Genomic DNA, 11,782 nt, shown 5'->3' with positions numbered 1-11,782 from the left:
CACGTTGCCGATAGTTTAGGTTTCAAAATCAACACTTTTACCCACATTTTAGAAGGTTATAAAGTGGCCGATAAAATGAAAGCGCATGGGATTGCAGCATCAACTTTCTCAGATTGGTGGGCTTACAAATTTGAGGTGGCAGAAGCTATTCCTTACAACGGCAAAATCATGCACAACGTTGGTATCACTACTGCATTTAACTCTGATGATGCTGAAATGGCTCGTCGTTTAAATCAGGAAGCTGGTAAAGCGGTATTGTACGGCGGTGTTTCGGAAGAAGATGCTTTAAAGTTTGTAACCTTAAATCCTGCTAAAATGCTTCATATTGATGATAAAGTAGGAAGTTTAAAAGCAGGTAAAGATGCCGACGTAGTCGTTTGGTCTGATAATCCACTTTCAATTTATGCAAAAGCAGAAAAAACTTTTGTTGATGGTGTTTTATACTGGGATATCGAAAAAGATGCTCAAAAATTGAAGCAACAACAAGTGGAAAGAGCTAGGCTTATCCAAAAAATGTTAGATAGTAAAAATAAGGGAGGAAGAACTCAGCGTCCAATGGGTAACACTTCTACACTATACAATTGCGAAACTGCGAGCGATTACTCAAACGGTTTCGAAGCAATTCACTCAGAAGAAGGAGGACACCACCATGAATAAGAAAATTTTAACCTTGTTTTTAGCACTTGCAGCAAGTGCATCTGCATTTGGGCAAGCCAATATTTCTCCTGCAAAAGCACAAGCTAAAAAGGCAATTTTGATGGGTGCTGTTATCCATATCGGCAACGGACAAGTTATCCAGAATGGATATATGACCTTCGAGAAAGGCAAAATTACTGGCGTTGGCGATGCTACTGTGGTAAAATTGGCACTTACAGATGCTGATGTGATTGATGGGAACGGCAAACACGTTTACCCAGGTTTTATTGCTCCGGTAAATACCTTAGGTTTGGTAGAGTATGAATCGATTAAAGCAACTTTAGACTTTCAAGAGATTGGAAATTTAAATCCGCACATCAGGTCGTTAGTAGCTTACAATACCGACTCTAAAGTGCCTGCAACGTTACGTAGTAATGGTGTTTTGATGGCACAAATTAGACCAAGCGGTGGTGCTATTTCTGGAAGTTCCTCTATCGTTCAGTTAGATGCTTGGAACTGGGAAGATGCGGCTATAAAAACCGATGATGGTATGCACGTAAATTGGCCTGCAACTCCTCGCTTTAGAGGTTTCGGTGGTTTTAGACCAGGTTTTTCTGCGGAATCAATGGCTGAGCGTACCCAAGCTGCAATTGCAGAGCTGAACAGTTTCTTTGCAGAAGCAAAAGCGTATAACGAAGGTGCTAAACCTGCTGAAACGAATACTCGTATGGCAGCAATGGCGAAGTTGTTTAAAGACGAGCAGAAATTATACATCAGTGCAAATACGCAAAAGGATATTGTAGCTGCGGTTAATTTTGCAAAGAAATTTAATATCACGCCAATAATTATTGGTGGTAGCGATGCTTATTTAGTAACGGATTTCTTGAAGCAAAACAATGTGCCTGTAATTGTGAACCAACCACACTCTTTGCCAGGAAACATAGATGATGATGTGAATATGCCTTACAAAAACACAGCAATTTTATTCAATGCAGGTGTGACAGTAGCGGTAAGCATCAACGATTTTTGGCAGCAACGTAACTTGCCGTTTATGGCAGGTACCGTAGCAACGTGGGGCTTAGATAAAGAAAAGGCTTTGCAAACCATTACCTTAAATACCGCTAAAATTTTAGGTATTGATAAAACTACAGGAAGCCTAGAAGTGGGCAAAGATGCGACTTTCTTTATTTCTACCGGTGATGCTTTAGATATGAAAACCAATAAAATCGAAAAGGCTTTTATTCAAGGTAGAGATATCAATTTAGATAACTTGCACAAACAATTGGATAAGAAGTTTAGTGATAAGTATACGATTAAGTAATTGGTTTACGTTGGCGGGGACGCCAACGTGTGCTTCCATTGCCGATGTTGGCGTCCTCGCCAACGTTGAAAAAATTAAGTTAAAGGCGGGTGTTTATCACCCGCCTTTTTTTGTTAAAATGATTTTATACTTCAATATGTTTTGAAATATTATCAGAGTTTTACCTAAAAAAATATATAAATGATTATTTCGTACATTTGACACTGCGTTTGTATATGCTTCACGTCATTGCGAGGCACGAAGCAATCTCTAGATAAAATACAACGCTTTAAGATTGCTTCGTGCCTCGCAATGACGAATTTAGTTTAAACGCAAAGTTTGGTCTTTGAAAAAATAATAGAAATAAAAAAAGCGATTCAATCCAGAACCGCTTCCTTAACTAACTTATTATTTATAAAAATGGCTGTTGGGGAAGGAGTCGAACCTTCAAGGGGTAGTTAGCTACAGTTCAAAAATTAATTTGTGGTCAACCCATAAACTGCGTTTGTCCCATGATCCCCACCACCGAGACAAGGAGGTGTGTCTGCCAATTTCACCACCCAACATTGTTTAATTTTCAATTTTCAAGTTTTCAATCGGCAGTTAGGAACTGCAAACTGTTTACTGAGAACTGCAAATTGCTGTAGGGGAAGGAGTCGAACCTTCATAGAGTGGTTGTACCGTTACCGGATTTCCCATTTCCTCTACCACCGAGACAAGGAGGTGTGTCTGCCAATTTCACCACCCTACATTGTTTTGTAATTTCAAGTTTTCAGTTTCCAATTGGCAGCTGTCAAGACTGCAAATGATTTGTTGGTAACTGTAAATCGCTTATGCCCTCCGGCGTTTGCTTGAAACAAATATAGAACAATTAAATAATTTGTTGCAAATTTTTTAATGATTTAATTTTATTTTTATTATATTTTCATTTATTTTTATAAATGATTAACAAAAATGTAATTTATGCTTAAAAAGGAAACTCAAAATTTAGAAATTGATAACCTCGACATTCAGATACTTACCCAGCTGATGCACGACGCTACTAAACCTTATACCGAAATTGCGAAAGAATTGATTGTTTCTGGCGGTACGGTACACGTAAGAATGAAGAAGCTTGCAGATATGGGCATCATTCGAGGATCACATTTAATTATAGACCCAAGAAAAGCGGGGTATGATATTACTGCATTTTTAGGGATCTATTTAGAAAAAGGATCTCTTTATAAAGATGCCGTTGACCAACTCAGTAGAATTAAGGAAGTGGTAGAACTACATTACACTACTGGAGCTTACAGTATGTTTGCCAAAATTACTTGTAGAGATACAGATCATTTGCGACATGTATTGAACGAAGAAATACAAGCTGTTAAAGGTATTCAGCGCACAGAAACCCTCATTTCTTTGGAAGAAAGTATTAAGCGCCAAATTGAGCTTATTTAGTGCAAAAACTACTGTAATATCACAAAAAGGAGTAAAAATTGAGTTTTTATTAATAGATTAGTTCCGTACTAAGTTATTGTAGAAATTAGCCCAAGCAATGCATTTCTAGGTATGAGGATAGGCCAAGATAAAAAACTGATTTTACTCGTTGATGATGAGATAACCGTATTGAAGCTTTTGGAGTTCATCCTTAAGAAAGATTACGAGTTGGTTATCCATAATAATGGGTTGGAAGCCATCAGCTGGATGGATGAAGGAAACATGCCAGATTTGATTATATCAGATTTGGAAATGCCTTACGTAGATGGACTTGATTTTGTACGTAGTTTAAAAACCAGCGGCTATTATCGAGATATTCCAATCATATTGCTTTCTGCTGCCTACTCTTTAGAAGACTTAGTTGAAAAACTACCTTACAACTTCAATTTATTAATGCCAAAACCTTTTAACCCAACAAAGTTGAAAGAGAGTATTCAAAACCTACTAAACTAGCCAAGCCGATATGCAAGAAAACAGCTCATTTGGTATGCCGCAGTCTAGAGTTAATGTAATCTATTACGCCAATTTATACGATACAGATATTGTTTCTGAATTTGGAAGTGGTGGAACGGCAAAAAAGGCAAGTAGCTTTATTAACCTTTACGAAATTGTAAGCAAGCTGTCGGTTTACGAGCTCGATGTAAGTATTTTGTTAGAAGTGCAACCAGGCCAAATTAGCGAAGCACTTGGATTGGTAGAAACGCTGAGGAAAAACTGGCTGAGTAGAAACTTGGTGGTTATCTTCTTGTTAACAGAAAAAGATCCTGCGGCAACAGCAGCAGCTTTCGAAGCAAGAGTTGCAGATTGCTATTCTCCAGCTATTTCTTTTGCCGATGTAAAACTGCGTATCCAATTCTTGTCTGCCTATAAGATTTTGAACGAGCAACTAAAGAATTTGCCAGAAGCTCCTTTAAAGCAATATAAGGCGCCTTTCTTAAAGCGTTTTCTAGATTTAGCAATTTCGGTTACTGCGCTTATCTTTCTAAGTCCATTCTTTTTAATTATAGCTATCCTAATTAAGCTAGATTCTAAAGGTCCTATTTTTTACACCAGCAAGCGTGTAGGTACTGGCTATAAAATATTCGATTTCTATAAATTCAGATCCATGCGTGCCAATGCCGATAAAGAAGTAGAAGCTTTAAAAGCAACAACGGCAAACCAATACGGCGACTCGGCATTTTTCAAAATGAAAGATGATCCTAGGGTAACCAAACTCGGAAATTTTTTAAGAAATTCGAGCATAGACGAGCTTCCTCAGCTATTTAATGTGGTTAAAGGCGATATGTCTATTGTAGGTAATAGACCTTTGCCGTTATACGAGGCAGAGCAGTTAACCACCAACGAATGGTCAATGAGGTTTTTAGGCCCTGCTGGAATTACTGGGCTTTGGCAAATTATTAAAAGGGGGAAAAGCGATATGTCTGATCGTGAGAGAAAAAAACTGGATAACTTCTACAATAAGAAGTTTTCGGTTTGGCTAGACTTGAAAATTATTTTTATGACTGTGCCTGTGCTTTTCCAAAAAGAAAAGGTATAAATAAGAAATCAATGACAATAAAAAGGCTGACAATCTTATTACTTCTTTTAGTGATTAACGTGAGTGTTAATGCACAAGACGATATCACAAGCCAAATTAATACACCCTTGCTGCAAAAGTATATAGATCTCGCAAAGGAATATTACCCTAAAAAGAAGATGTATAAAGCGAGCGAGTTGAGTGCAAAAGCTAAAATTGGCGTAGCTAAAGCAGGATATTTAGAAGCACTTAATGTTTCTTATTTTTATAGACCGGGTAATGCAGCAATTATAGACGCTACAAACCCCTACTCTATAAATGGATTTCAATTTGGGGTTTACCTCAACCTCGGGATGTTTTTTCGTACGCCATCATTGGTTAAGCAGGCACGGGAAGAGTACAATTCTGCATCTTACTTAACAAAAGAATATGATATTTTGCTTGAAACAGAGGTAAAACAGCTTTATTTTGAGTACTTGCAATGGTTTAGCGATCTTAAGGTGCGAAACCAAGCATATTATGATAACAAAACTTCGAGCGATGGACTGCGTTATAAGTTTGAGAAGGGCGAGGTTTCGCTAGATGTTTATAGCAAAGCGAAATCCTTAACATCACAATCTAATTCTGAGAAACTGACTGCAGAGTTGAATATGTTAAGAGCCAAAAGCTCATTGGAGGCTTTAATTGGGAAAAAACTGGAAGAAGTGAAGTAGCGTATGAATATCAAGGAGTTTTTAAGTTTGGTTGCTAAGTATAAATGGCTAATTATCGCTATCCCAACGATAACGCTTTTTATTACCTATCTTTTTGTTAGAAATCTTCCAAAACAGTATAAATCTCAAGCTAAACTATCTACGGGTTTACTAGATCCATCTAGGCAAGTTGCTCCAGAAGTACCTAATTATTCTGGACCAGATTTGTTGATCAAGATTAACCAGCAGTTCACCAACATCATGGATATCATGGCAATGCCGAAAAACATGAGTATTCTTTCTTATCGATTGATATTACACGATTTGAAAAACCCTCATGATCCTTTTCAGGTACAAAGTGATGATATGAAGGCCCTAAGCGCCGAGCAACGAAAACGAGCGATTGAAGGATTTGAAGAACGATTGATAAAGAAACAAGTGTTGACACCATTTGATAACTATGCAGATGTAAAGTATTATAACCTAGTAAAGTCGATGGGTTATGACGCAGCTACAATTAGCAAAAAACTATCAATTAGTCACGAAGATAATAGCGATTTCATTACCGTTGAATTTACCTCAGAAAATACTTTTATGTCAGTTTTCGTCGTAAATACTTTATCAAACGATTTCATCAATAATTACAGCTTAGACTTAATCAGCAATAAAAATAAATCGATTTTGGTGCTCGACTCTTTGGTGAAAAAGGCAGAAGCGGTGATGAACGCAAAAAATCAAGAACTGAAGGAGTACAAAATTAGTAATCGGGTACTTAATCTGGATAAGCAATCGCAAATCGTATATCAACAGATCATAGACTACGAAAACAAGAAATCGCAAGCTTTGATTGATTTGCAGTCGCTACAATCTGCGTTAAACAATGTAAATAACACACTTAACAACACCTCGCTAGACCGATATTTAGGTGCAGAGCTATCGAGCGATAATCAGGCTGTCATCGCTCTGCGCAACAAACTACAAACAGCAACAGATAAGTATTTGGATGGTGGATTTAATCCGACAGATAAAAGAAAGGTAGACTCGCTTCAGCAATTGCTCACAGAACAGTTAATAAAAACGAACGACCAATATGTGGCAGATCCGGTAATTGCCAAGCAAACTTTAGTACAACGTAGAATTGGTTTAGGTATCGATTTGGAAAAAACTAGAGCTAGTATACAGGATATTGACAAGGAACTAAATAAGCTGAATGCTAAGTTTTCTACCATGGTGCCGTTTGATGCCGGCGTGCAAAAATTTGAGCGTGACGCCGATGTGGCAACTAAAGAGTATTTGGATTTGCTGAACCGCTACAATCAAAACAACCTCGATAAAAATATTGGCTTACGTTTGCAATTAGAGCAAGAGGGTGTGCCTACATTAGCAGAACCTTCTAAAAAATTGATTTTTATGGCGCTTAGTGCCATTGCAAGTTTTGTAATTTGCTTTTGCGTACTGTTTGTCATTCATGTTTTAGATCGTTCTATCAATAATAAAAAACAGCTTGCTGCAGCTACAAAAGGAAAAGTGATAGGTGAGCTCAACTACATTAAGTCCAATAATAGAGATATCGACGAGATTTGGAAAAATGCCGAGCATAGCAGGGAAACGTTAACCTACAAGAATTTACTGCGTGAAGCTCGCTTTGAAATTGATCAATCTTTGGCCAATGGAAAACATAAGATTTTAGGTTTAACAAGATTACATCCCGAACATTTTACTGTTTTTTCTGCCGTAAGTTTAGCCTACGCTTTCGCCAGGTTAGATAAGCAGATTTTGTTAATTGGTAATTCGGAAATAGCCGAAGAAATCCAAAAGTGGAATATACCAACTAACCAATCGTTAAAAACTGTTTTAAAAACGCTTAGTCTCCAAAAAAATAATCTCATTACTTTTTTAAATAAAGATTTGGAAGGTGTTTCCCTACTGGAGAACAAAGATAATTCGAGTGTTAATCAGATTTTCAATAGTTTAAAGAACGAATTTGATTTGATTATTGTTTACCTAGATGCGGTAAATAGTGTTTCTGATGTTAAAGAGTGGATCCAATTTACAGAAAAATACGTTGCCACCTTTATGGCGGGTAATTCCCTAAATGAAAAGGACAAAGAGGCTATTCATTTGCTTAACAAGGATGAGAAATTCATCGGTTGGTTGGTAAATGGTGTAAAAAGAACCAAGTAGGCTATGCTTAAAAATCTGCAACTACATATTGCCGATTCCAAACAGAAAGTGCTGTTTATCCTAATAGCTTTAAGTCTTTCTATTTTGGTGGCAAGCTCTACAGCTAGGTACGGATTTTTAGGTCCCGCTTTTGTTTTGGCAGCCGCTGGTGTTGGCGCATTTCTGATCGCTACTTTCAATAACCCTCGTATAGCTTTTGTGGTCTACTTTGCCTACTGTTTTTTCCTCGGCTTTGTTGGCAAAACTTTCCTTAATATACCTGTAGGCTTAGCAATGGATGCTACTTTACTACTCACTTGGGCTAGTATTTTAGTGAACATGAACCGCTTTAATTGGAAAGCCTTAAAAAACGAACATGTCTTACTTTCCTTAATTTGGTTTGGGATAAGTGTGCTACAGGTACTAAATCCTTATGGCGGCAGTATTACTGGTTGGTTTAACGAATTGCGGTTTACCGCATTAAGTTGGTTGCTCATTGCCCCAATCGTGTTTTTGCTATTTAACCGAATGGCAGATCTTAATCGTTTTATTGCCTTTATTTTCTTTTTTTCTGCTGTGGCTACATTGTATGGCGTGAAGCAGCTGTATGTTGGCTTAACCAACGGCGAGCAGCAATGGCTAGATCTGGGAAATAGTGTTACCCATATTTTAGGCGGCAAGTTAAGGGTGTTCTCTTTTTTTACCGATGCAGGGCAATTTGGTGCTTCTCAGGCAATTATGGCGGTAATGGCAATGGTTTTGGCAATGGGTCCATTTTCGTTATTTAAAAAACTCATATTTGGTGTGCTTGCATTGGTTATGCTTTACGGAATGGGCATTTCTGGAACTAGGGGCGCTTTATTTGCCTTGGTTGCTGGTTTAGCCTTTGCACTTTTTTTAAGTAAGAATTTTAAGGTTTTGATTATAGGTAGTGCTTTTGCTTTAAGTGGCTTAGGAGTATTAAAGTATACAAAAATAGGTGATGAAATTTTCCAAGTAAGGCGCTTGCGCAGTGCCCTAGATCCAAAAGATGCATCCTTTAACGTAAGAATGATCAATCAGAAGAAATTGGCGTATTTACTGAAAGATGCTCCTTTTGGTGCTGGTTTGGGAATGAGCGGTATGAATGGAACCACCTACAATGCAGATAAGCCTATAGCTAATATCCAGCCAGACAGTTACTGGGTAAAAGTTTGGGTAATGTATGGTGTGGTTGGGCTAATTATTTGGTTCGGGATTAACTGTTATATGATAGGCAAATGCAGCGGTATTGTTTGGCAGTTAAAAGATCCGAAGCTTAAAACCAAAATGATAGCACTTACTTCCGGAACAGTAGGTTGTTTTGTTTGCAGTTATGGCAACGAAGTAATGAATGCTGTGCCCTCTTCTGTAATTATGTTTATGTCATGGTCATTTATATTTATCGCCCCTTGGCTAGATACACAAAGAAAACAATTGGAAACCGATGGAGATAGTATATAGCATTATTGATATCTTGTTTTGGGTGTTGGGCATTTATTTAGTGTTTAACTGTGTCTATCTGGCATTTTTCGCCATAGTTGGATTGTTTCCTTTGCCCAAATCAAAAAAACAAGCAGTGCATTATAGAAAGATCGCTGTTTTGTTTCCTACTTATCAAGAAAATGTGGTGATCATCGACAGCGTGAAGACAGCTTTAAAACATCAATATAATGGAAATTTTGAAGTGGTTGTTATCGCCGATGGTTTGCAACAGGAAACACTTTTGACCCTAAGGGAACTAGGAGCGAGGGTAATTGAAGTTTTTTTTGAGAAGAGCACCAAAGGAAAAGCCATGCAATTTGCAATGAACCAATTGGAAGGCGAAGGTTTTGAATTTGCTGTGGTGTTGGATGTAGACAATATCATGGGAGATGATTACTTAAACTACATCAACGGTGCTTTTGAGCAAGGCAGACGAGTGGTACAGGCACATCGGGTAGCGAAGAATATGGACAGCAGTTTTGCCTTTTTAGATGCTTGCAACGAGGAAGTTAATAACCACCTTTTCCGTAAAAGCCATGCTGTTTTGGGCTTATCTCCAGCACTAATTGGTTCTGGAATGGCATTTGAATTTGCTTACTTCCGTAATTTGCTAAACAATATCGGTGAAACGGTTGGAGAAGATAAGCAGTTAGATTTTATGATTGCGAAGGATAAAGTGAACATCGCTTACTTAAATGATGTTTATGTTTATGATGAAAAAATAGAGAATGCAAAGGTATTCACCAAGCAACGCACCAGATGGATTGCCTCGCAAGTAGAGTTCTTGAAAAAATATGCTTTCGAAGGATTTGTGCAGCTTTTTAAAGGTAATGTGGAGTTCTTTAATAAAACCTTGCTGACTTTTTTAGGCCCAAGAATGTTGTTGCTGGCGCTGCTATTTTTATTAGTTGCGCAATCATTTTTTAACCCTTTCGGTCCATCAAAGGAATTTTGGATAGGCCTATTCATCAGCCTTTGCTTAACATTAATTATTTCTATACCAAGAAGATTTTACGCAGATAAAAGAATGTATGTTGCGCTGTTTCAAATACCGAGAGCAATGTGGGGAATGGTAGTTGCTTTACTGAGTATTGGCAAAGCAAAAAAGTCTTTTATGGCAACACCGCACAGTAGTAAACCTGTAGAAAAAGAAAATAGATAGTTATGCCTTTAGAATTATTGATCATCCCTGCTTTAGTTTTCGGTATCCTAGGTTTTGTTAGGGGTGTAAGTGCTTATAAACGAGTTCAAGATAAATCGTAACCATGGCAATTATTAAAAACAGAGATATTATTGTAGTTGGGCAACAACCTTGGGATACTCCTATTGGAAGTAATTGCAAAGATATTGCTGTCGAGTTTAGCAAGCACAATCGAGTGCTCTACATCAATGCGCCTTTAGATCGTAGAACGAAGTTTCAGCAGGCAGAAACAGAAGGTGTTAAAAAACGTGTGAGAGTAATTAAGGGTGAGGAAGATGGTTTGGAGCAAATTGCGCCTAATTTTTGGGTTTTTTATCCTAATGTGATCAATGAATCTATCAACTGGATGCCTACTGCGATCTTTCGTTTGTTCAATAAAATCAATAACAAAAGGTTTGCGAAGTCTATCAAAAAAGCAGTTCAGCGATTAGATTTTAAGAACTTCATTTTATTTAATGATAGCGATATGTTTAGGAGCTATCATTTGAAAGAGCTACTAAAGCCAACAACCAGTATCTACTATTCTCGGGATAACTTATTGGCAACACCTTATTGGGGCAAGCATGGAAAACATTTGGAACCAGAGCTAATTAAAAAGAGCGATTTATGCGTAGCTAACTCTGTTTATTTAGCTAATTACTGCAAGAAGTACAATCCAAATTCGTTTTATGTAGGGCAGGGCTGCGATTTCACCATCTTTAAAAACGATGAAAGGGTAATAGTTCCCGAAAATCTTGCTTCCATTCCAAAGCCAATACTAGGCTATGTAGGGGCTTTACTTTCCATTCGTTTAGATGAAAATATTTTGATCCATTTGGCAGAGCAAAGACCAGATTGGAGTATTGTTTTGGTAGGGCCAGAAGATGATGATTTCAAACGTAGCAAGTTGCATCAGTTGAATAATGTTTATTTTCTTGGTGCGCAAAAGCCCGACACTTTGCCTGCTTACATTAAAGGTTTTGATGTTTGTCTAAATCCGCAGGCATTAAATCCGTTAACCATTGGTAACTATCCGCGTAAAATAGATGAATATCTAGCTATGGGAAAACCAACTTTGGCTACTAGAACCGAAGCGATGAGCGTTTTTGAGGATTACGTTTATATTGCAGAAACAAAAGAGGATTACGTGGCTTTGGCCGAAAAAGCATTAACAGAAAATAGCGAAGAGCTAGCAAATAAACGCATTGCTTTTGCCCATACACATACTTGGGAAAAGAATGTAGAGGAGATATATAGAGCGATTAATGGGGTGACAGCCTGAACATCGTCAGTGTCACACTGAGCTTGTCGAA

At 37.7% G+C, this 11,782-nt stretch carries 10 protein-coding genes and 2 tRNA genes; 10 read left to right on the top strand and 2 right to left on the bottom strand.

The annotated features are described in order from the left end of the window. Together REI64_RS06925 and REI64_RS06920 are read left to right on the top strand one after the other, a co-directional pair. On the top strand, positions 1–657 hold a 657-nt coding region (locus tag REI64_RS06925), incomplete at its 5' end, for an amidohydrolase family protein (RefSeq protein WP_308849378.1). After that, positions 650–1,957, top strand: coding sequence for an amidohydrolase family protein (locus REI64_RS06920; RefSeq protein ID WP_308849377.1), 1,308 nt, complete (start codon positions 650–652; stop codon positions 1,955–1,957). The genes REI64_RS06925 and REI64_RS06920, both read left to right, overlap by 8 nt. Before the next feature lie 400 nt (positions 1,958–2,357). Here REI64_RS06920 and REI64_RS06915 read toward each other — a convergent pair. Together REI64_RS06915 and REI64_RS06910 are read right to left on the bottom strand one after the other, a co-directional pair. Then, positions 2,358–2,502: transfer RNA gene (locus REI64_RS06915), tRNA-Asp, on the bottom strand. A 75-nt stretch (positions 2,503–2,577) separates the two neighbouring features. Further along, positions 2,578–2,687 (bottom strand) — tRNA-Asp (locus REI64_RS06910). A 212-nt stretch (positions 2,688–2,899) separates the two neighbouring features. Between REI64_RS06910 and REI64_RS06905 the strand changes: the two genes are divergently transcribed. The 8 genes from REI64_RS06905 to REI64_RS06870 all read left to right on the top strand — a co-directional run bounded on the left by REI64_RS06905 (position 2,900) and on the right by REI64_RS06870 (position 11,751). Beyond that, entirely contained in the window at positions 2,900–3,376 is a 477-nt protein-coding gene (locus tag REI64_RS06905) for an Lrp/AsnC ligand binding domain-containing protein (protein ID WP_308849376.1), read from the top strand. Between the two features lie 111 nt (positions 3,377–3,487). Beyond that, positions 3,488–3,868 carry a response regulator gene (locus REI64_RS06900; protein WP_308849375.1) on the top strand — a complete coding sequence of 127 codons (381 nt, stop codon included), beginning with the start codon at positions 3,488–3,490 and terminating at the stop codon, positions 3,866–3,868. A gap of 10 nt (positions 3,869–3,878) precedes the next feature. Beyond that, positions 3,879–4,952, top strand: coding sequence for a sugar transferase (locus REI64_RS06895; RefSeq protein WP_308849374.1), 1,074 nt, complete (start codon positions 3,879–3,881; stop codon positions 4,950–4,952). Positions 4,953–4,963: 11 nt separating this feature from the next. Next, complete coding sequence (locus REI64_RS06890; protein ID WP_308849373.1) at positions 4,964–5,644, top strand: TolC family protein; 681 nt, start codon at positions 4,964–4,966, stop codon at positions 5,642–5,644. 3 nt (positions 5,645–5,647) lie between these two features. After that, positions 5,648–7,807: a lipopolysaccharide biosynthesis protein gene (locus REI64_RS06885; RefSeq protein WP_308849372.1), complete on the top strand. Its 2,160-nt coding sequence runs from the start codon at positions 5,648–5,650 to the stop codon at positions 7,805–7,807. A 3-nt stretch (positions 7,808–7,810) separates the two neighbouring features. Then, positions 7,811–9,268, top strand: coding sequence for an O-antigen ligase family protein (locus REI64_RS06880; protein ID WP_308849371.1), 1,458 nt, complete (start codon positions 7,811–7,813; stop codon positions 9,266–9,268). Then, positions 9,252–10,451 (top strand): glycosyltransferase family 2 protein, encoded by a 1,200-nt coding sequence (locus REI64_RS06875; protein WP_308849370.1) that lies wholly within the window; start codon positions 9,252–9,254, stop codon positions 10,449–10,451. Before REI64_RS06880 ends, REI64_RS06875 begins: the two co-directional genes overlap by 17 nt. A gap of 103 nt (positions 10,452–10,554) precedes the next feature. Next, complete coding sequence (locus tag REI64_RS06870; protein WP_308849369.1) at positions 10,555–11,751, top strand: glycosyltransferase; 1,197 nt, start codon at positions 10,555–10,557, stop codon at positions 11,749–11,751. Positions 11,752–11,782: the final 31 nt, after the last annotated feature.

Source organism: Pedobacter sp., from assembly GCF_031119335.1.
Lineage (GTDB): Bacteria > Bacteroidota > Bacteroidia > Sphingobacteriales > Sphingobacteriaceae > Pedobacter.
The sequence above is the reverse complement of the archived record's forward strand: the minus strand, read 5'-3'. Positions and strand labels throughout refer to the sequence as shown.

Coding starts and splice junctions, on each gene's coding strand:
- REI64_RS06920 (WP_308849377.1), top strand. CDS start 650: ATGAATAAGAAAATTTTAACCTTGTTTTTAGCACTTGCAGCAAGTGCA.
- REI64_RS06905 (WP_308849376.1), top strand. CDS start 2,900: ATGCTTAAAAAGGAAACTCAAAATTTAGAAATTGATAACCTCGACATT.
- REI64_RS06900 (WP_308849375.1), top strand. CDS start 3,488: ATGAGGATAGGCCAAGATAAAAAACTGATTTTACTCGTTGATGATGAG.
- REI64_RS06895 (WP_308849374.1), top strand. CDS start 3,879: ATGCAAGAAAACAGCTCATTTGGTATGCCGCAGTCTAGAGTTAATGTA.
- REI64_RS06890 (WP_308849373.1), top strand. CDS start 4,964: ATGACAATAAAAAGGCTGACAATCTTATTACTTCTTTTAGTGATTAAC.
- REI64_RS06885 (WP_308849372.1), top strand. CDS start 5,648: ATGAATATCAAGGAGTTTTTAAGTTTGGTTGCTAAGTATAAATGGCTA.
- REI64_RS06880 (WP_308849371.1), top strand. CDS start 7,811: ATGCTTAAAAATCTGCAACTACATATTGCCGATTCCAAACAGAAAGTG.
- REI64_RS06875 (WP_308849370.1), top strand. CDS start 9,252: ATGGAGATAGTATATAGCATTATTGATATCTTGTTTTGGGTGTTGGGC.
- REI64_RS06870 (WP_308849369.1), top strand. CDS start 10,555: ATGGCAATTATTAAAAACAGAGATATTATTGTAGTTGGGCAACAACCT.